We start from the raw sequence: 19,855 nt of genomic DNA on the forward strand, positions 1-19,855 counted from the left end.
ATCCACTGCGACGGGTGACCGACTGGCCCAGCGCCGAGTCCCGACGCCGTCGTCCGTGCGTCGTGCCCCGCCGCCCGACCGCCCATCCCGCGCGTCGGGCGTCCGACCGGCTCCTCCCCGCGGTCAGGACGTGCCATGTCGCCGTCCGCAGGCCGCGCACCACCGCGCGGCGGCGCCGCAGCCGCTCGGTCCGCGCCCGCGCCGCGCACACCCGGCGCGACGGCGGATCGGACGGATCGGGCCCACCCGCCGGGGCTGCCGGAACCGCGGAACCCCCTGACCACGGGCGATCGGACGTGCCCTTCGGGTACGTCCCGGTCCGCCGTACCACCCCGCGACGCCCGCGGCGCCGCGCCCCCGAAGGAGGCGAGGCGTGATGGTCGCCGTGCGCGCCCGCGAACCGCTCCCCCGCTGGCTCACCCGGCCGGCCGTGGATCTCGAACTGATCATCCCGGCCTTCAACGAGCAGCGACGGCTGCCCTCCACGATCGACTCGACCCTGGACTACCTCGCCGCACGGCCGTGGAAGTCCGCCGTCGTCGTGGTGGACAACAACAGCGTAGACGGAACCCTCGACACGCTCGCCCGGGTCGCCGACCCGCCCGTGGGACTCCATGTGATCGGCTGCAGCGACCAGGGCAAGGGCGCCGCGGTGCGCCGCGGGATCGTCACCTCGTCCGCCCGCTACATCGGCTTCGCCGACGCCGACAACGCGACCCCCATCGACACCCTCGACCGGGTCATGGAGCTGCTCCGCGCGGGACACGGCGCCGTGATCGCCTCCCGGCACACGGCGGGCGCCCACCTGGAGGTGGAGCAGTCGGCCCTGCGGCGCGGGGGCGGCCTGCTCTTCCGCACCCTCGCGCATCTGACCGTGCCCGGGGTCGCGGACACCCAGTGCGGATTCAAGTTCTTCTCCGGCCCGCTGGTCCGTGAGATCGCCCGCGACTGCCGCATCGACGGGTTCGCCTTCGACGTGGAGCTGCTCGCCCATGTGGTCCGGGCCGGTCACGACGTCGTGGAGGTGCCGGTGGACTGGTCGGACGTTCCCGGATCGACCTTCTCGGCCCGGCGCGACGGACTGCGCTCGATGGCCGACCTGCTGCGGCTCTCCCTGGCCCGGTGATCGCGATGAACGCACTCGACCGACTCGCCCGTACCGACATCGCCTTCCTGAACTGGCGCGATCCCTCGCACCCCGACGCCGGCGGCGCCGAAGCCTACTGCTGGGAGATCGCCCGACGGTTCTCCGCCGCCGGAGCGCATGTCACGCTCGTCTCCGCGCGGTATCCGGGCGCGCGGGCGCGGGAGTTCCGCGAGGGCATCCGGATCGTGCGGGGCGGCGGGACCTTCGGCGTGTACGGGGCGGCGGCCGCCCATCTGCTGCGACACCGCCACGGGTACGACGCGGTCGTCGACTTCCAGAACGGGATCCCGTTCTTCTCACCGCTGTTCACCCCGCGCTGGACCTCGGACATCTGCGTCATCCACCACATCCACCAGCACCAGTTCGACCTGCGCTTCCACTGGCCGCTCAACGCCGTGGGGCGCGTCCTGGAGAAGCAGATCAGCCGCCTGGTCTACCGCGGCCGCCCGGTGGTCGTCGTCTCGCCCTCCACCCGGGAAGGCGCCCGGCGCGAACTCGGCTTCGGCAATCCGATCCACATCGTGCCGAACGGCAGTCCCCGCGCGGCAGCCGCCGCCTCCGACGGATCGCGCAGCCGGAGGCCCACGATCACCGTCGTCAGCCGGCTGATGCCGCAGAAGCGGGTGGACCTGCTGGTCCGGGCGGTGCCCGCGCTGCTGCGGCGCACGCCCGCCCTCCGCGTCGACGTCTGCGGCGACGGTCCCGAACTGGACCGGCTGCGCAGGCTCGCCGCGGAACTCGGCGTCGCGTCCGCGATCGTCTTCCACGGCCGCGTCACCGAGCAACGCAAGCGGGAGCTCTTCCACCGCGCCTGGCTGACGGTCGTGCCGTCCGTCGCCGAGGGCTGGGGGCTCACCGTGATCGAGGCGAACGCCGCCGGGACGCCGGCGCTGGCCTACGACGTGCCCGGGCTCCGCGACGCCGTACAGCCCGGGGTCAACGGCTGGCTACTGCCGCAGGACCACGACCTGGCCGACGGAATCGGCGACGCCCTCGCGGAGCTGGCGCAGCCGGAGTCACGCGCCCTGATGGCCGAACGCTGCCGCTCCTGGGCCGCCGCGTTCTCCTGGGACGACAGCGCCGAACGCCTCGCCCAGGTCGTCCTGGAGGACCTCCAGCGCATCCACCGGCACCGCCGCTCGCGGCGCGGGTCCAGCGACCTGTCGGTCGTGACCCGCTTCACGGCGGACGACGGCGACGCGACCGAGCGGGCGGTGCGGCGGACGCTCCGCGAGACCGACGACTGGAACCGGGACGGTGACACCTTCCGGCTGCTGCTGCACGGGTGCGACGAGGTGCAGGCGCTGGAGGCCCTGCGCCGGCTCGACGTGCGCGAGGCCACCCTCACGCTCGCCGCCGGACGCGACGTACTCGTCGGCGCGGCGGCGCCCATGGACGGATTCGCCCCGGCACCCACGACCGGACCCACCGCGCGCGGGACCGGCGCGGACCCCACCCGGCGCGGGACCGCGTCGTCCGGCACCGGCCGGATCGCGGCGGAGTTCGAGGAAGGTCCCCGGCCATGACGACCGCCGGTCCCGTGGCCACCCAGGCACCCGTGCTCCCCGACGAGGTCACGGCGGTGCACGGGGCACGCTGGATCGCCACCGCGGCGGTGACGGTCGGCGCGCTGAACTACGTGTACGCGCTGGCGCTCACGCGTCTCCTCGACGTCGGCGCCTACGCCACCTTCGCGGCCGGCCAGGGGCTGATCGTGTGCACGGCGGCCATCGCCGTCGTGACCGTGCCCTGGATGCTGGCGCAGGCGCTCGCGCGGGCCCGTTCGGACGCCGAGCGCGGCGAGGCGGTCCGGTTCGCGGTCGTGACGGGCGTCGCGGGCGGCATCGTCGCCGCGGCCGTGGTGGGCGCCGTGGCCACGGAGTTCGCCGGGTTCGGGACCACCTTGGTGATCGGCGTCAGCACCCTGCTCATCTATGTGACCAGGGTCTGCGTCGGCTGGCTCCAGGGCACCGAGCGGCTGCGGACACTCGCCGCCCTCACCGTCGTGGAAGCCGGCCTGAAGCTCCTCATCGGTCTCTTCTTCGTGTCGGCGCTCGGTCTGGGCGAGACCGGCGCGCTGGCGGCCTTCGGCATCGCCGTGGTGCCGTTCGTCGTCTTCCGGCCGCGGCGGTTCCGGAGCACGCGGCGGCGCCCGTGGCGGGCCGCCACCGCCAACCGGGACCTGTGGCGGCGGGCCGTCGGTGTCGCCTCCCTGCAAGGCGTCATCGCCGTGCTGGCCGCCCTGGACGTGGTGATGGTGGCCATGCTGCCCACCGTCCGGTCCGACGCCGCGAGCTACCAGGCCAGCGTGATGCTGGGCCGGGTGCCGCTGTTCCTGGCCGCGGCCGTCTCCATCGCCTTCCTGCCCGCCCTCTCCCGGCGCCGGGCGGGCACTCCGCTCGCCGCACGCGCCATGGGCATGTACCTCACCGTGGCCCTGCCGCTGACCGTGGTCGCCGCCACGGCTCCGGGCGCGGTGCTCAACACGGTCTTCCCCGACGACTACACGAAGATGAGCACGCTCATGGCGTGCACGGCGGTCGCCGGTCTCGCGCTGGGCGCGCTGAGTCTGCTGGTGACCTTCGCGCAGGCGGTGAACGACTACGCGGTGCTGCGGCCGCTGCTCGTGGGCCTGGTCTGTTACGTCACCGGGCTGACGACCGGCTGGGCCGTCGGCGGTGTGCTCGGGATGGCGCTCGGCGGGATGTGCGGGACGGTGGTCGCGCTGGGCGTGCTGCTCCTCCGCGAGGCACGCCGCCACGGCCTCCATGCGCACGGCGGTGGCCGGCGGGGCGCCGCGCCGCTCGCGCGGCTGGCCCCGCCCCTCGTCCTCGCCGGAGTACTGCTGGCTCTGCGACCCCATGCGGTGGCGTGGCTGCTCGTCGCCACCGTGACGACCACAGTGGCGCTGTGGCGGTTCTTCGCCCGCCGCGGCGCGCCCGTCCCTCAGGAGCCCGGCGCGAGCGGGCCCGACGGGACCGGGCCGGAAGGGACGGAACCCGGTGTGCCGGACCGGGTTCCGTACCGCCGGGCCGCCCACCTCGCGTGGCACGCGCCCCGGGCCGACGGAGATCCGGGGCCGGACGGCGACGGCCCGCACCAGGACACCGAAATCGACCGGCGCCCCGTCCGGATCCTCGTCGACGCCGTCTGGCGGGACGACCCGCCGCCCGCGTCCGACGAGGAACTGCGGGCGGCGCTGGACCTCGCGCGGCTCAACCAGGTCGAGGGCCGGCTCTCGCGGGCGTACCCCCGTCGGCTGGGCTCGACGCTCGACGAGGTCAGCGACGCGACCCGGCTCTTCCGGCACAACCTCGTCGAGTCGACGGACCGGCTGGGCGCGGCGGGCATCCCCTCGGTGCTCATCAAGGCCGACCTGTCCGGCGACCACGTGCACGGGGACTTCGATCTGGTCGTCCCCCCGGACCGATGGAAGGCGGCGGAGGCCGCCCTCGACGGCTGGTGCGTACGGCGGTCGACGTACTGGCCCGAGCGGTCCGGCACGGTTCTGCTGGAGCCGGCCGAGGGTCCCGCGGCCCATCTGCGCACCGGGGTGTGCTGGTTCGGTGTTCCGGTGATGGACACGGAGCGGCTCTTCGCGCACGCCGTCCCCGACCGCGACGGCCGGGCCTGGTTCGTGCCCTGCCCCGCAGACCGGCTGAGGATCTGGCTGGCCGACGGGCTCTTCCGGAACCTGTCGCTCGATCTGTCGGAACTGCTCGCCCTGCGCGAGCTGCTGGCGCCTGAGGTCGTGGCCGAGGCGCGTGCCCAGACCGCCCGGGAGGGCTGGTCCTCCGGCGCCGACCGGACCCTGGCCGTCGCGAACGACACGATGGCGAGGCTCGACCGCGGCGAACCGGTCCGGCTTCCGTCGCCGCTGCCGGTCGGCACGACCGTGTGTGCGGGCGCGGCGCATGCCGGACACCTGCTGGTCCACGGACGGGCGGGTGCGGCGGTCCGCGAGATGGCGCTCCGGGTGCCGCTCGTCGTGACCAGGAGCGTACGGGGGCGCCCCTCATGAGCACGGTGCGAGGTCCCCTCATGGTGGCCGTGTCCGGGCCCGACGGCACCGCCGGGCCGGCGCTGGTCAGACGCGTCGCCGGGCTGCTGCGGGAACGCGGTCTCACCGTCGCCACCACGCGCGGCCACGGCTGCTTCCTCTGCCGTCGGCTCATCGCTCCTCCGCGGGTGAGGGACACGGAGGAGACGACGGTGCGGCGCCCCGACGGTCCCGTGCGCGGTGGACCGCGGGCGCGCCGCGCCCACGCGCTGCTGGAGGCCGTCGAGTTGTCCGTACGGACAGGAACACTGCGGCGCCGGTTGTGGGGCCGGCCGTCGATCGTGCTGACGGACCGGGGGCCGCTGGACGGTCCGGTGACGTTCGGCCTCCCGCCCGGGGGCCCGGCCGCACGGCTCTTCGTCCGGGCCGCCGGCCGCTACGACCTGACGCTGCTGGTGGAGAACGCTCCCGCCACACCGCGGCGCGGGACCTTCGAACAGGCCACCGCGCAGCCGGAGATCCGGTGGGCCCGCTACCGCGCCTGGGCGTCGCGGATGCCCGGCGTGGTCCGGCTCGACGGCGGTCGCGCCCCGTCGCTGGTGGCGGCGGAGGCCCTGGAGCGGGTGTTCGACAGCGCGGGGACCGAGCGGGCCGGTCTCCCCTCCCGGCGCAAGCGGATCGTCGTCTCGATCTACGACGACGCGGGCAACCCCGACTACCGGGGCGGCGGAGCGCTGGTGGTCGAGAAGGTGGCCCGCAGACTCTCCGACGACTTCGACGTGACGGTGGTGACGGCCGGGTCGCGCGCGGCCACGCGCGAACGCGACGGCATCCGCTACCGGTACCTCCCCGTCCGCTGGGCGGGTCCCCGCGCGGGGCAGCTGCTCTTCCTGACCCTGCTCCCCCTGCTGGCGCGCAGGCTTCCGCACGACGCGTGGCTGGAGAACTTCACCCCGCCCTTCTCGACGAGCTTCCTGCCGCTCTTCACCCGCGCGCCGGTCGTCGGCATCGACCAGGGCCGCAGCGCCGAGGCATTGTGGCGCCGCTACCACATCCCGTTCTTCCTGGTGGAGCGCCTCGGGCTGCGCTGCTACCGGCACATCGTGACGCTGAACGAGGCCGACGCCTCCGCCGTCAAACGGCTCAGTCCCCGGGCCGACATCCAGGTGATCGCCAACGGTGTGGAGCAGCGCCAGATCGACGACGCCCGGCTCGGAGAGGGCGACTACATCCTGTTCCTCGGGCGGATCGACACCTGGATCAAGGGGATCGACCTGTTGCTCGACGCCTACGCCCGGGCCCGGCCGCCGATGCCGCTGCTGCTCGCCGGGAGCGGCACGCAGGCCGAGGAACGCAAGCTGGCGGCGCTGCTCTCCACGCACCCGGGCAGCGTCCGCTGGGTGGGGTTCGCCGGGGAGGCGCTCAAGCGGGACCTGCTGCGCGACAGCGCCTTCCTGGTCATGCCCTCGCGCCACGAGACCTTCGGGCTCGTCGCGCTGGAGGGCATGTCGTACGGGAAGCCGATCCTGCACTTCGACCTGCCCGCGCTCCGGTGGATGAGCGACGGCGGCGACGTCGCCGTACCGCCGTTCGACGTGGCCGCGCTGGGCGAGCGGATGCGGCTGCTCGCCACCGACGAGCGGGCGCGCCGCGTGCTGGGGCAGCAGGCGGGCCGGTCGGCCCAGCGCTACACGTGGGACGAGATGACGGGCCGCTATCTGCTGCTGACCCGCCGCCTCATGGACACTCCCGCCGGGAGGCGGCCGAGGAAGGAGAGGAGGCGAGCGCCATGGCCGACGACCCGCTGAGCGCCGCCCTGGAGGTCAGTGTTCCGCTGCTCGTGCTCTCCCCCCATCTGGACGACGCGGTGCTGTCGTGCGGTGCGCTGATGCTCTGTGCCCGGCGGCGGGCGCCGGTGACCGTCGTCTCGTTCTTCACCGAGGCGGGGCCGCCTCCGCACACCCTGTCCGGCCGCCAGTACCTGCGGCAGACCGGGGCCACGGACGCCGAGGAGCTGTACGCGTCCCGGCGCGAGGAGGATCGCGCCGTGCTGGAACGGATGGGCGTGACCTGGCGTCACTTCGGTCTGGTGGACGGGCTCTTCCGGCGCCGCGACGGCCGGCCGCCCCGCACGACCGGGCCCGCGCGGCGGCTTCCGGAGCTGGACCACGTCTACCCCACGTACCGGCTGCACCTCTCCCGCGGCCGGGTCTCCCGCCGCGACGGCGCGACGCTCCGGACCGTCACCGCCGCCGTCCGCGCGCTGATGCCCGCGCGCCGCGGCCTCGTCCTCGCTCCGCTCGGCGTCGGTGGCCACGCCGACCACGTCCTCGTCCGCACGGCGGCGGAGTCGAGCGGGTGCCGGGTCGCGTACTACAGCGACTTCCCCTACAACCGCGACCATGACGCCGACCCCGCCTTCACCGGGCGCCACGCGTTCGTCAGCTGCTCCTGGGAGGACGGTCTCACCGACAAGCAGGAGCTGATCCGGGGCTATCGCACCCAGGCGGAAGCGCTGTTCCCGCAGGGCGGCATCCCGCTCGTGCCCGAGGTCTATCTGCTGGCGAGCGACATCGCCGCCGCCTCGGCACCGCCGGGCGGAGGCGTCCCATGAGCTCCACCCGGACAGCCGCGCCGCCGGTTCCGTCCCCCGAGCCGGAGCGGCCGCCGGACGGCCGACTCCGACTGCGGCGCCCGGTGCCGACCGCCGCGCTGGCCGCCCTCGCCGCGGTGGTCACGATCGCGCTGCGCCTGATCGCCGTCGACCGCTCCGGGGACATCTTCGTGGACGAGCTGATCTACACGGAACTGGGCAGGAGCGCGGGTGAGGGCGGCTTCCCCCGGACGGACGAAGGGCTGTTCTTCCTGCATCCGCCCGGGTTCTTCTACCTCCAGGCCGCCTGGCTGGGGCTGATCGGCTTCGACGGCGACGCGCTCGCGGAGGTGCACGCCGTCCGGGTGCTCAACGCGCTGCTCGCGGGAGCCACCGCGGCGCTGCTCGTCCTGCTCGTCGCCCGCGTCAGGTCGCGTACCGCCGGCGTGCTCGCGGGTCTCGTCTTCGCCTTCGACCAGTACTGCATCCGGCAGAACAACCGGGCGCTCCTGGAGACCGAGACGATGGTCTGGGTCCTGGCCGGCTATCTGGTGCTCGTCCCGCCGGCCCGGGGGGACCCGCGCAGGGCGCGCGGACGGGCGGTGCTCGCCGGGTTCCTCTTCGGCATGGCGATTCTGACCAAGGACCACTCCGCGCTGATCACCCTGCTGCCGCTGCTGGCCGCCGTGGCCCTCAACTGGGGCCCGCCGCGCAGGCTGCTGGCCCTCACCATCGCCACGGCCGTGGTGCCCTACACCGTGTACGTGACCTTCGTGCGGGGCTTCGGCCACTTCGACGACTTCTGGTACGCCAAGACGATGGGGGTGCAGCGGCTGCTGGGCATCGTGCAGGAGACCGGGTTCAACGCGCCGGGGTCACCCTCGCTGGCCGGCCGGCTGACGGCCCAGCTCCCCGACTACACCATCAGTTACGTGCTGCTCCTCCTCGCCCCGGTGGCTCTCGTGCTGCTGCTGCGGCGCAAGGACCCCGTCCACCGGCTGCTGGCGCTCTTCCACGCCTCGGCGATCGTCACCCTGCTCTACGCGGTCACGGTGGGGACGCTGGAGGAGCAGGCGCTGTACCTGCTGTTCGTGCCCACCCTGGTGGCGCTCGCGGTCACGATGCCGCTGCCCCGGCGGAGTCCGGGCCGTACCCGGACCGTCGCCGGGCTCTCCGCGGTGGCGCTCGCCTGCGTCGTCCTGGTGCCGGCGGCCGTTTACGCCAAGGAGCGCGGGGAGGCCGACGACGGCTTCGTACGACTGCGCTCGTACGTGACCCAGCACCTCCCGCAGGGAACCCCCATCTCCACCGTCGACGGCGGCACCAGCCTCGGCGTCACCCACTACGCGCTCCAGGACCGCTACCGGACGGGCCACTGGGTGACCGACGACGACCGGCTGGCGCAGGGCGTGCAGTACCTCGTCGTCCCCTGGAAGGTCATCCAGCAGGGCTACGGCGCATCCAGCCTCGCCGAGGTCCGGCGGCTCACCGAACGCGGCGAGCTCCTCTTCTCCTTCGACGGGGAGATGTACGGCACGCTCGCGCTCTACCGGATCCCCCTGCCGGACGTGACGGGTCCGGCGGCCGGCCCGGGGGGCGGACCATGACCGTCGGCCCGCGGCCGCCGCGCGTCCTGCTCCTGACCAGCAGCCCGCTGGACGGCGCGGACGGGTCGGACGTGCAGCTGGCCAGGGAGGTCCTCGGGGCCCTGCCCCAGGTGGACTTCCTCTGGTTCTCGCAGCGGCCCGGGCGGCGCGGCCTCCCCGTCGCCTCCGCCGGCCGGGCGATCCCGCTCTGGTCAAGGGACGGCGCGCCCCACGCCTCGGTGCGGGTGCAGGCGGCGCTCGCCGGGGCCTTCGCGGCGCGCCACGCCGACCTGGTCCACGCCTTCCTGACCATCGGGCGGACCTACCCCGCGTTCTCCTGGCTGCGACCGGTGCTGCTCGGGGCGCGGCCGGTCGTCCACACCGTGCCCGGGGTCATGGACGCCCGGCTGCTGGCACGCAGCCGACCGCTGGGGACGACCGTGGCCCTGTCGGAGTCCATGGCCCGCCGCCTGCATGCGGCGAACTTCGGTGACGTACGGGTGATCCCGCCGATGATCCCGCTGGAGGTGTGGCCGTGCCTGCCGCGCCCCCCGGGGCTGCCCCTGGTCCTCTTCTCCGGACATCACGACCCCCAGGGAGGGGCCGTGACGGCGATCGAGGCCGCTGCCGAAGCGGTGCGCGCGGGAGCGGAGTTCCGGCTTGTGCTGGCCATGCGGGGGCGTCCGGGTCAGCACACGCGCACCCTGGAGGAGGAACTTCGGGAGAGGGCCGGTGCCGCCGGGCTGAGGGACGTGGAGGTCCACGGTTATGTGGACGACATGAACGCGCTGCTGGCCTCCGCCCATGTGCTGCTCTTCCCGCCGCCGGCGATCGGCGGCACGGCGGACATCCCGCTCACCGTGCTCCAGGCGCTGGCCACCGGGCGTCCGGTGATCCTCAGCGACCTCCCCCAGTTCGCCGACTTCGGCGACGCCGTACTGCGCGCGCCCGCCGGTGACGGGCGCCGGACGGGCCAGCAGCTCGCCTGGCTGCTCGACCAGCCCCGGGTGTGGGACATGCTGGCGGAGCGCGGCAGGGCGGCCGTCGAGGAGCGCTTCGGACCCGAGCGGTTCGCCGCCCGGTACGGGGCGCTGTACCGGGAGTTGCTGGCATGAGGCGGCCCACGCGACGTCACACGGTGGCCGGGGTGCTCGCCGCCCTGCTCATGGTGCTGGCGACGGTGGGACTCCTGGGGCGGCAGGACCCGGCGGGCGAGAGCGGGAAGGACGCGTACTGGTTCGGCACGCTGCAGACAGCGCCGGAGCACGCCGTGACGGAGTACGAGCACGGGGTCCGGGTCGCGCATCTCGACATCGACTGGGGGGACTTCGAGCCGGAGAAGGACATCTTCGACGACGCATACGCGGAACGGATCAAGGAGCGTGTGCGCGTCTTCCACGACGCGGGGCTGCGGGTCGAGCTGGGCCTCGGGCTCCACCAGCCGCCGGAGTGGCTGGCGAGGACCTATCCCTGGGCGGTCTACGTCAACCAGTTCGGCGAGCGGTCCCCCCGGACGGCGAACATCGTCTTCAGCGAGACCGTCCGGTTCGAGGCCGAGCAGTACGCGACGCGGGTGACGGAACGGATCGGTCTGGAGAACGTCTGGGCGCTGCGGATCGGGGTCGGCGAGACCGGGGAGTACAGCTACCCCGCGCCGGTCTCCACCGAACGGGCGCAGGCCGAGTACTGGGCGTACGACGACAACGCCCAGTCCACCGCGTCCGACTCCGACCGCCCCACGACCGTCCCGCAGAACCCCTTCCCCGAGTGGCGGCCGGGGGACGAGACGTACCGGGGGCAGCCGTTCACCGAACGGCAGGTGCGGCTCTGGTACGCCTGGTACCTCGGTGCCCTGGCCGACGCGGTGAACTGGCAGATCGGGATGTACACCGAACTGGGCCACGAGGGCCCGCTGAAGGTGCTGGTCCCGGGGGCCGGATTCCCTCCGTGGGTCTACGACGCGGCGGTCGCCGACCGGCTCGACGGGAAGGACCCGGGGCGGCTCGTCGGCCGGGGCGTGGCGTTCTTCGAGACGCTCGGACTGATCCACGGGCAGGGCAACGTGCGCATCGTGACGACGGCGCTGGTGGACGGCACGGGCCGGCCGCGCGACAACGGCTGCCGGCCGGACGACGCGGCCGTGGACGTCCGGACGGCGGACGAGCGGACGGTGGGCGGCTGGTCATCGGCCCGCTGGGTCGTCGCCGTCGCCCGCGCCAACGGCTTCGCGCACGTCTCGGGGGAGAGCGCGGGGCCGCAGGTGGCCCCTTACCACCCGGGGGTCATGGACGCGGCCGCCCGTCAGATGACGTCCTGCGGCCTTGAGGGGATCATGTGGGCCTTCGACCGTGACCTCTACGACGGAACGCCCGGCTCCTCCCTCGCGGAGTACGCGGCCGTCATCCGGCGGCTCGGCTGAGTCGCCCGGCCCGGCGGTCATGCCCCCTCGGGCCGCCGGGCCGTCAGCAGGAGCACCCCGGTGTCGCCGTACTCGGGAAGCGTGCGGTCCTTCGCGACCCGGTCGATCCGCAGCGAGTCCGTCAGCGGGGCGAAGACGGAGCGGAGGACGTCCGCGTCCATCGGGCAGGCCGGCCAGGCGGGTCCGGTGCCGATGCGGTACGTCGGCATCCGTTCCATGAAGGAGGCGACGAGGTGCCCTCCCGGACGCACGGAGCGGACGAAGGCGGCGCACAACGCGGCGGCCTCGGTGAAGTCCTCGGTGACGCTCTCGGCGACGAAGTTCATGGAGGCGAGGTCGTAGGACCCCGCGAGGACGTCGTCGGCGTCGCCGGGCACGATCCGCACCCTCGCCAGGGCCTCGGCGGGTGTGCCGGGGAGGGCGGGGTCGAGGCGGCGGCACAGGGCGTGGAAGGCGTCCCAGCTGTCGTCCGGCCCCCGGGCCAGCTGGTCGCGGAGATAGTCGACGTTGGCGGAGCTGGGTTCGAGCGCGTCGATCTGCCGGCTGGCGGCGGCGGCCAGCATGAGCGGGTACAGGTTGGGCCCGGCGCCGAACTCCAGGGAGCGCGCGAGACTGCCGGGCGCGAACCGCCGGTAGAACGCGGAGTGGTGGCGGATCACGCCGATGTCGACGGGGTGCAGCTCCCGGTAGTTCTCCGCGAGGTAGTCGGCGACCGGCCAGGCGTCCCAGTCCGCGTCCCGGTTGTGCCGTACCCCTCCGGGCCGTCCCCGGGTCATCGTGCGTCCGGCGACGGACGTCCGACCGCGACGCCCCCGTCGTGCGGCTCCCCGGTCCGCTGCAGCGCGAAGCGGTGGGACAGCTCGGTCAGGACCGAGTTGAGCTGGTCGATCTCCTCGTCGGTGTTGGCGGCGGTGACCTGGATGCGGAAGCCCACCCGGTCGCGCGGAACGAGGGGGTAGCTCGCCAGCGTGACGTAGATGCCCCGGGCCCACAGGAACGAGGCGACGCCTTCGAGGTCCCCCTCCTCGGCGAGGGGGATCTCGATGATCGGGAGTCCGTCGGTGTTGGGGGTGGCGATGTCCATCCCGCGCACGTGGCGCAGGACCCGGTCCGTCTTGCGGTGGAGGTCGGCGCGGATCTCGTCGCCGCGCTCCGCGTTGACGTCGAGGCCGGCGAGCGCGGTGGCGAGCGAGGCCGTCGGGGAGGGACCGGAGTACAGGTACGGCGCCGCCGCGACCTTGAGGTGGTCCTTCAGCCACTTGGGCACGGCGAGGAAGGCGAGCAGGGAGGAGTACGCCTTGGAGAACCCGCCGACGAGGACCAGGTTGTCGTAGGACTCGCCGAGATGACGGACGATGCAGTTGCCCCGGGAACCCCAGGGGGAGGTCTCACCGGGGCCGCGTTCGCCGATCACTCCGAAGCCGTGGGCGTCGTCCACGTACAGCAGCGCGCTGTTCTCGCGGCAGATCCTGGCGATCTCCCGCAGGTCCGGGAAGTTGCCGGTCATGCTGTTGACGCCGTCCATGCAGACCAGACGGCTCACGTCGCCGGGTACGGCCCGCAGTTGCATGTCCAGGTCCCAGGGCCTGTCGGCGTGGAAGCGCTTGACCGTCGCACCCTGGCCACGGGCCACGACCGCTCCGTCGTAGACGGTGCGGTGGGCCGTCGCCTCGACGAAGACCCGGCCGGTGCCCGCGAGGAGCGGGATCACCGACTGGTGGATCAGGGTGATGGTCGGCAGCAGCAGGGTGTCGGGGGCGCCGAGGAGCTCGGTGAGCCGTTCCTCGATCCGGGGGTAGAGGCGGGGGCTCCCGATCAGCCGCGACCAGCTGGGATGGGTTCCCCAGTACCTGACGTGCGGCTCGATGGCGGCCATGATCTCCGGTTCGAGGTCGAAGCCGAGGTAGTTGCAGGAGGCGAAGTCGACGAGCCACTGGTCGTCGACGCGGAGCTTGCGCCCGTCGATCTGGTCGATGACCGCGTCGCACATCTGGCTGGTCCGCTTCAGCCGTTCCAGGTCCCGCCAGCGCGGGTCGCGCTGGACGGCCCCGCCCCTTCGGCTGCCCTCCGCCTGCCGGGCCGCCGTCTGCCGGGCCGCCGTCCGGGCTCCCGGGCGGGCGGGCAGCCGGCCGCCGGGGGTCCCCGTCCCGGTCTCCTCCGGCCGGTCCCGGGTGGCCGTGGCCTGGGCGCGGCGCAGGAAGGACTCGGCCTGGTGCGCGGTCATCGGCCGGGCGAACAGGAATCCCTGCCCGAACTGGCAGCCCATGTCGGCGAGGAGTTCGCGCTGGCCCTCGTTCTCGATGCCCTCGGCGACCACCCGCAGCCCCAGGACGTCCGCGATGCGCACGATGCCCTCGACGAGGGCCACCTGCTGGCGGTCGGTGGTGATGTCGTCGATGAAGGACTTGTCGACCTTCAGGACGTCGATGGGGAACTCGCGCAGATAGCTGAGCGAGGAGAAACCGGTGCCGAAGTCGTCGATGGCGAGGGACACCCCGAGGTCCCGCAGGGCGCGCATGGTGTCGCGGATCTTCTCGTCCTTGCGCATCAGGACGGTCTCGGTCAGTTCGAGCACCAGGGAGCCGGGCACGAGCCCGGAGGAGGCGAGCGTGCGACGCACCTCGTCGAGGAAGCCCGGGTCGCGGAACTGGCGCGGGGACACGTTGACGTTGGCGTACAGGGGCTGCTGGCCGCCCCGGCGGGCCCGCTGCCAGCGGGCGACGTCGAGGGCGGCGTGTTCGAGCACCCAGGCGCCGAGCGGCATGATGTGCCCGCTCTCCTCGGCCAGGGTGATGAACTGGTCGGGCGGGACCATGCCCCGCCGCGCGTGCGGCCAGCGGATCAGGGCCTCGAAGCCCGCGACGCTGCCGTCGGCGACCTCGACGATCGGCTGGTACCGCAGGGCGAAGGCGTGGTCGGCGATGGCCGTGTCCATGCCCGCCTGGAGTTCGTGCCGGGAGACGAGCCGGGAGTGCAGCTCGGGACGGAACCGCCGCCAGCGCTTCTTGCCCGCCGCCTTGGCCGCGTAGAGGGCGAGGTCGGCATGGCCGAGCAGCTCCTCGGCGTGGGCGCTGTCCAGGACGGTGGCGACCCCGACGCTGGTCGACACGGAGACGGCTCCGTCGGTGAGGTGGAAGGGCTGGCTGAGGGTGTGCACGATGTGGGCGGCGAGGGCCTCCGCGTCGCCGGGTTCCTTCGCTCCCTCGATCAGCACGGCGAACTCGTCCCCGCCCAGCCGGGCGGCGGTGTCGCTCAGCCGCAGCACGGAGGTGAGCCGGCGGGCGACGGCGACGAGCAGTTCGTCGCCGACGGAGTGCCCCATGGTGTCGTTGACGACCTTGAAGTCGTCGAGGTCGACGAAGAGCATGCAGGTCAGGGTGGACTCCCGGCGGCCTCGCAGCAGGGCGCGCTCGATCCGTTCCAGCAGCAGGACGCGGTTCGGCAGCCCCGTGAGCGAGTCGTGGAAGGCCCGGTGCGTGAGCTCGCGCTCCAGCTTCCGCTGCTCGGTCACGTCCCGCAGGGTGAGGACGAGGCCGTGGACGGTCTGTTCCTTGCGGAGGTTGCTGCACCGGACCTCGACGTGCAGGTCGGTGGCGTCGCCGCGCATCAGTTTCCAGTCGGCCCTGGCGTCGGTGTCGTTGCTGGAACGGACACCGGCCAGGATGCGCAGGGCGCTCGCGGCGTCGCCCGGCGCCAGGATGTCGACGAGCGGGGTGCCGGGCAGCAGCGAGTGGCCGAACATCGACTCGGCCGAGGGGCTGGCGTACCGCACGGTGTCGTCGTCGTCGACGATGAGGATGACGTCCGAGGTGTTGTGCACGAGGGTGCGGAAGTACGCCTCGCTGGTGCGCCGGTTGACCTCCTCGCTGAGCCCGAAGCGCTCCAGGGCGAGGGCGGCCTGGGACGCCAGGGACTGCGCGGGCCCGGATATCGCGCGGAGCTTCTTCTCGGGGCCCGCGAGCAGCAGGACGCCGAGGAGCGATTCGCCCGCGGCGGGCGCCTGCAGCGCCAGGGGGCAGAGCAGGGCATGGGACAAGGGGCCCAGGGCGTGCGCGACCGTGGGGTCGAGGCGGTCGGTGGGCACCATGCGGCCGCCCTGGGCGAGCAGTTCGGGCCACGGGGTCTCCCCCGGCCCGGACAGCTCGGTGCCGCGGAAGTTCCAGGGCAGGTGCCCCGTCGGTACGGCGTACAGGAAGCGGCGGCGGTCGCGGGCCAGCAGCATCGTCTTGTGCGGCGTGCCCGGTCCGACGAGCGTGGCCGCGGCCACCTCGACGGCGCTGGCGACCTCCCTGGGGCTCAGCGACGCCACCAGCGAGGCGGCGGCGACGCGCAGACTGCGCTCGCGGGCCTCGGCGTTGCGGTGTTCGGCCATCATGCCCCACAGGCGCGCGAGCACCAGCAGGAACATGATCGCGGAGAAGACCGCGATGACGGCGATGTCCTGTTCGCGGCCGTGGCGCAGCGACTGGTAGAGCAGCAGGCCGGGGGCGATGAGCGAGGCCGCGGCGAGCAGGGCGAGGCGCCGTTCGGCGAGGCCGGACGCGGGCTGGGGGGCGCGTTCGGTCAGCCCGGTCATCGAGGGGTGCAGCGCCGCGAGGCCCCAGGCCGTGAAGAAGATGACCCACCCGAGGTCCCAGCCGGTGCCGACGCGCCAGGTCCCCTGCAGCTGGAGCGTTCCGTAGATGACGTCGGACGCCAGGATCCCGCAGGTCCCCACCGTGAGGAGCTGCACGGCCCGGGACTTCAGTCCGCCGGGGAACAGCAGGCGGACGAGCATCGCGAGCATCAGGACGTCGCCGAGCGGATAGGCGATCGAGATCGCCTTCTCGATCCACGTCATGTCCGGCGACGTGGCGAGCGGGGTGATCAGGTTCACCCAGGAGAGCAGGGCGAGCCCGGAGGTGAGGATGAGGGCGTCGAGCGCGACGCCGAGGTCGCGTCCGGCGGCGCGGTAGCGGATGAACCCGTAGAGGCCGATGGCGAACAGGGGGTACGTGACGAGGTACAGGGCGTCGGCGACGGAGGGGAAGGGGTTGGTCTGCCCGAACAGGGCCTCCAGCAGGTTGTACGCCGTGTCCCCCGCCACGAAGGCGAAGTTGGCGCCCGCCAGCACGAGCCAGGGCCAGCGCTTGGCCGGCTTGTGCAGATGGACTCCGGTGAGGATCGCGGCGACGCCGCTGAGCCCGATCAGCGCCCAGAGCAGGGTGTGCCGGGAGGGCACGTTGAGATAGGCCACGGCGAGCACCGCCACGGCGAGCACGTAGACGACGACCCAGCGCCGCAGCGTCCCGGTCCACACGAGCGCGTGGTTCGGTTGTTGCAGCGGCATGGCGGAGCGCCCCCTTGCCCGGTCGGCGCCCGGTTGCGGAACGGACCCCTTGGTGGTGTCAATTGTCCGCAGATCGCCCGGCCGATGCATCTCGAAACGGACCGGGGCCGTCCCGACCTGCGGACTCGCGGGGTCAGGACGAGTCGCGGACGACCAGCTCCGTCGGCAGCACCCGGTGGTGCCGCTCCTCCGACGCCCCCGCGATCTCCTGCAGGAGCAGCCGGGCCATCGTGCGCCCCATCTCCTCGATGGGCTGGCGCACGCTGGTCAGCGGCGGGTCCATGTGGCGGGCCACCGGCGAGTCGTCGACGCCGACCAGGGCCACGTCGCTCGGCACCCGGCGTCCCGCCGCGCGCAGGACCGCGCGGGCCCCGGCCGCCATGACGTCGGAGGCGGCGAAGACGGCGTCGAGTCCGGGGCTGCGCTCCAGGAGCTCGCTCATGGCGCGCCGACCGCCGTCCTCGGTGAAGTCGCCGGTGGCCACGAGGGAGTCGTCGTCGGCGAGTCCGGCCTCCGCGAGTCCCCGGCGGTATCCGTCGAGACGGCACCGGGCCACGTACATGTCGAGCGGGCCCGTGATCGTCGCGATGCGGCGGCGGCCCCCGGCGGCGAGATGGGCGACGGCGGAACGCCCGGCGCCGACGTTGTCGGAGTCGACGTACGCCACCGGCTCGGCCTCGCTGCGGCGGCCGTTCAGCACCGCCGGCAGACCGAGGGCCCGCACCTGGTCGGGCAGCGGGTCGTCGGCGTGGACGGACACCAGCAGCACGCCGTCCACGCGCTGGGCGGCGAGGTACTGCTCGAAGCGCTGGCGCTCCTTGTCGCTGCGGATGAGGGTGAGCAGCAGCTGCTTGTCGGCGTCGGCGAGTTCGGCGCTGACCCCGCGGATGATGTCGAGGAAGTACGGCTCGGCGAAGAGCCTGGCCTCCGTCTCGGGGATCACCAGCGCCACGGCGTCGGTACGGCTGCCGGCCAGCGCCCGAGCGGCGCGGTTGGGTACGTATCCGAGCTCGGCGACGGCCCGGTCGACGGCGGCCTTGGCGTGCTCGCTCACCCGCGGGGAGCCGTTGATCACGCGCGAGACCGTGCCACGGCCGACACCCGCCCTCGCCGCGACCTCCTCCAGGGTGGGCCTGCCGGTCTGGCGCCCGCTCACCACCATCTGCCGTCTCCCCTCGTGTCCCCTGCGTTCCCGTGACCCTATCAAGAGTGGGAGCGCTCCCATCCTCCGCGTAACGGATCCCGACCCACCCCTTGACACCCGCGCGCGTCAGCCAGCACTCTTCCGGCGAGACGCAGTGGGAGCGCTCCCACGCGGGCCGCACAGCTCACGCATCGCACCACCGGGACGAGGAGAGTCGTATGCGCACTTCCAGCACCAGACGCACCGGAGAGGGGCGCCGCCGCACCGCCGTGGCCGCGGCCGCGGGCCTCACGGCATGCGCCGCCCTGCTCACCGGTTGCGGCGACGGTGGATCCGACGAGGCAGGCGGCGACGGGAAGATCACCCTGCGCGTCGGGACCTTCGGCTCCTTCGGTTACGACGACAAGACCGGCGCCAAGCTCTACGCCGAGTACGAGAAGGCCCACCCGAACATCAAGATCGTCGAGTCGAACGTCGCCGACGGCCAGAAGTACTGGGACACCCTCAAGCTGCGCCTCTCGCGCAACAGCGGTCTCGCCGACATCCAGGCCCTCGAGGTCGGCTACATCGCGGAGGCCACCGGCCCCGCCATGGCCGGCAAGTGGGTCGATCTGAGCAAGAGCGGCGGGGCCGACCTCGACGCCTTCCTCGACTGGAAGGTCGAACAGGCGACGACGGCCGACGGCAAGGTCATCGGCCTCGGCACCGACATCGGGCCGATGGCCATCTGCTACAACAAGGACCTGTTCGCCAAGGCCAAACTGCCGACCGACCGGGCGGCGGTCGGGGCGCTGTGGCAGGGCGACTGGGCCAAGTTCCTGGAGACCGGGAAGACTTACCAGAAGAACGCGCCCGCGGGAACGTCCTTCCACGACTCCGCCAGCGGACTGTTCAACGCGGTCATCTCCAGCGAGCCGGTGCAGTACGCGGACACCAAGGGCGAGTTGGACTACGAGAACAGCCCCGGGGTGAAGAAGGCGTGGGAGACCGCCGTCGCCGCGGCGCAGGGAGGGATCACCGCCAAACTCCGCCAGTTCGACGAGAAGGGCACCTGGAACGCCGCCTTCAAGAACTCCACGTTCGCCACGGTCGCCTGCCCGAGCTGGATGACCGGCATCATCAAGGACCAGGCGGGCGCGGCCAACCAGGGCAAGTGGGACATCGCCGCGCCGCCCGTGGCGGGCAACTGGGGCGGCGCGTTCCTCGGCGTCCCCAAGTCCGGCAAGCACGTCAAGGAGGCCGCCGAGCTGGCCGCGTGGCTGACCGCGCCGGCGCAGCACGCCAAGGTCTTCGGCGTGAACGGGAACATCCCGTCGACCAAGCACACCCTGACCTCCGCCGTCGTGCAGGAGGCCACGCTGCCGTACTTCGGCGAGACCCCGGTCGGGAAGATCTACTCCGACGCCGCCGCCGGCATCACGCCCGCGCCGATCAGCCGCTGGGACGGCCAGGTGAAGACCTTCATCACCGACAACGGCATCCTCGACATCGAACAGCGCGGCACCGATCCCGCGAAGGCGTGGGAGAACGTCAGGAAGCTCATCGAGGACAAGATCGAGCAGTAGCGGCGCCCACGAGCCGCCCGGCGCTCCCCCGCCGGGCGGCCGTCAGGCCCCCTCGCCCCCTCCTCCGAACGC

At 73.2% G+C, this 19,855-nt stretch carries 12 protein-coding genes; 9 read left to right on the forward strand and 3 right to left on the reverse strand.

Features of this window, described 5'->3' with window-relative positions; all coding sequences use genetic code 11:
- Positions 1–376 precede the first annotated feature (376 nt).
- The 8 genes from AB0D99_RS03900 to AB0D99_RS03935 are packed head-to-tail and all read left to right on the forward strand — an operon-like array spanning position 377 to position 11,745.
- Positions 377–1,126, forward strand: a complete 750-nt coding sequence (locus AB0D99_RS03900) for a glycosyltransferase (RefSeq protein ID WP_362356673.1) — start codon at positions 377–379, stop codon at positions 1,124–1,126.
- A gap of 5 nt (positions 1,127–1,131) precedes the next feature.
- Complete coding sequence (locus AB0D99_RS03905; RefSeq protein WP_362356563.1) at positions 1,132–2,673, forward strand: glycosyltransferase family 4 protein; 1,542 nt, start codon at positions 1,132–1,134, stop codon at positions 2,671–2,673.
- Positions 2,670–5,168: a lipopolysaccharide biosynthesis protein gene (locus AB0D99_RS03910; RefSeq protein WP_362356565.1), complete on the forward strand. Its 2,499-nt coding sequence runs from the start codon at positions 2,670–2,672 to the stop codon at positions 5,166–5,168. Before AB0D99_RS03905 ends, AB0D99_RS03910 begins: the two co-directional genes overlap by 4 nt.
- Entirely contained in the window at positions 5,165–6,955 is a 1,791-nt protein-coding gene (locus AB0D99_RS03915; RefSeq protein ID WP_362356567.1) for a glycosyltransferase family 4 protein, read from the forward strand. The genes AB0D99_RS03910 and AB0D99_RS03915 overlap by 4 nt, the downstream gene beginning before the upstream one ends.
- Positions 6,937–7,761 carry a PIG-L family deacetylase gene (locus AB0D99_RS03920; protein ID WP_362356569.1) on the forward strand — a complete coding sequence of 275 codons (825 nt, stop codon included), beginning with the start codon at positions 6,937–6,939 and terminating at the stop codon, positions 7,759–7,761. The genes AB0D99_RS03915 and AB0D99_RS03920 overlap by 19 nt, the downstream gene beginning before the upstream one ends.
- Positions 7,758–9,347: a phospholipid carrier-dependent glycosyltransferase gene (locus AB0D99_RS03925; RefSeq protein ID WP_362356571.1), complete on the forward strand. Its 1,590-nt coding sequence runs from the start codon at positions 7,758–7,760 to the stop codon at positions 9,345–9,347. The genes AB0D99_RS03920 and AB0D99_RS03925 overlap by 4 nt, the downstream gene beginning before the upstream one ends.
- Positions 9,344–10,441, forward strand: a complete 1,098-nt coding sequence (locus tag AB0D99_RS03930; RefSeq protein ID WP_362356573.1) for a glycosyltransferase family 4 protein — start codon at positions 9,344–9,346, stop codon at positions 10,439–10,441. The genes AB0D99_RS03925 and AB0D99_RS03930 overlap by 4 nt, the downstream gene beginning before the upstream one ends.
- Positions 10,438–11,745 carry a beta-galactosidase gene (locus AB0D99_RS03935; protein ID WP_362356575.1) on the forward strand — a complete coding sequence of 436 codons (1,308 nt, stop codon included), beginning with the start codon at positions 10,438–10,440 and terminating at the stop codon, positions 11,743–11,745. The genes AB0D99_RS03930 and AB0D99_RS03935 overlap by 4 nt, the downstream gene beginning before the upstream one ends.
- Before the next feature lie 17 nt (positions 11,746–11,762).
- On the opposite strand, the gene AB0D99_RS03940 is transcribed toward AB0D99_RS03935, so the two are convergent.
- From AB0D99_RS03940 to AB0D99_RS03950, 3 genes are all read right to left on the reverse strand, one after another.
- Complete coding sequence (locus AB0D99_RS03940; RefSeq protein WP_362356577.1) at positions 11,763–12,521, reverse strand: class I SAM-dependent methyltransferase; 759 nt, start codon at positions 12,519–12,521, stop codon at positions 11,763–11,765.
- Positions 12,518–17,074, reverse strand: a complete 4,557-nt coding sequence (locus AB0D99_RS03945) for an aminotransferase class I/II-fold pyridoxal phosphate-dependent enzyme (RefSeq protein WP_362356579.1) — start codon at positions 17,072–17,074, stop codon at positions 12,518–12,520. Before AB0D99_RS03945 ends, AB0D99_RS03940 begins: the two co-directional genes overlap by 4 nt.
- A 133-nt stretch (positions 17,075–17,207) precedes the next feature.
- Positions 17,208–18,236 carry a LacI family DNA-binding transcriptional regulator gene (locus AB0D99_RS03950; protein WP_362356581.1) on the reverse strand — a complete coding sequence of 343 codons (1,029 nt, stop codon included), beginning with the start codon at positions 18,234–18,236 and terminating at the stop codon, positions 17,208–17,210.
- Positions 18,237–18,436: 200 nt separating this feature from the next.
- Here AB0D99_RS03950 and AB0D99_RS03955 point away from each other — a divergent pair, with 200 nt between their 5' ends.
- On the forward strand, positions 18,437–19,783 hold the full coding sequence (locus AB0D99_RS03955; protein ID WP_362356583.1) for an extracellular solute-binding protein: 1,347 nt from the start codon (positions 18,437–18,439) through the stop codon (positions 19,781–19,783).
- Positions 19,784–19,855: the final 72 nt, after the last annotated feature.

The sequence above is a fragment of the Streptomyces sp. NPDC047971 genome (genome assembly GCF_040653355.1).
In the GTDB taxonomy this organism is placed as follows: Bacteria; Actinomycetota; Actinomycetes; order Streptomycetales; family Streptomycetaceae; genus Streptomyces.

What these genes read in the sequence shown, in the direction of transcription:
- AB0D99_RS03900 (WP_362356673.1), top strand. Translation starts at nt 377, where the DNA reads ATGGTCGCCGTGCGCGCCCGCGAACCGCTCCCCCGCTGGCTCACCCGG.
- AB0D99_RS03905 (WP_362356563.1), top strand. Translation starts at nt 1,132, where the DNA reads ATGAACGCACTCGACCGACTCGCCCGTACCGACATCGCCTTCCTGAAC.
- AB0D99_RS03910 (WP_362356565.1), top strand. Translation starts at nt 2,670, where the DNA reads ATGACGACCGCCGGTCCCGTGGCCACCCAGGCACCCGTGCTCCCCGAC.
- AB0D99_RS03915 (WP_362356567.1), top strand. Translation starts at nt 5,165, where the DNA reads ATGAGCACGGTGCGAGGTCCCCTCATGGTGGCCGTGTCCGGGCCCGAC.
- AB0D99_RS03920 (WP_362356569.1), top strand. Translation starts at nt 6,937, where the DNA reads ATGGCCGACGACCCGCTGAGCGCCGCCCTGGAGGTCAGTGTTCCGCTG.
- AB0D99_RS03925 (WP_362356571.1), top strand. Translation starts at nt 7,758, where the DNA reads ATGAGCTCCACCCGGACAGCCGCGCCGCCGGTTCCGTCCCCCGAGCCG.
- AB0D99_RS03930 (WP_362356573.1), top strand. Translation starts at nt 9,344, where the DNA reads ATGACCGTCGGCCCGCGGCCGCCGCGCGTCCTGCTCCTGACCAGCAGC.
- AB0D99_RS03935 (WP_362356575.1), top strand. Translation starts at nt 10,438, where the DNA reads ATGAGGCGGCCCACGCGACGTCACACGGTGGCCGGGGTGCTCGCCGCC.
- AB0D99_RS03940 (WP_362356577.1), bottom strand. Translation starts at nt 12,521, where the DNA reads ATGACCCGGGGACGGCCCGGAGGGGTACGGCACAACCGGGACGCGGAC.
- AB0D99_RS03945 (WP_362356579.1), bottom strand. Translation starts at nt 17,074, where the DNA reads ATGCCGCTGCAACAACCGAACCACGCGCTCGTGTGGACCGGGACGCTG.
- AB0D99_RS03950 (WP_362356581.1), bottom strand. Translation starts at nt 18,236, where the DNA reads ATGGTGGTGAGCGGGCGCCAGACCGGCAGGCCCACCCTGGAGGAGGTC.
- AB0D99_RS03955 (WP_362356583.1), top strand. Translation starts at nt 18,437, where the DNA reads ATGCGCACTTCCAGCACCAGACGCACCGGAGAGGGGCGCCGCCGCACC.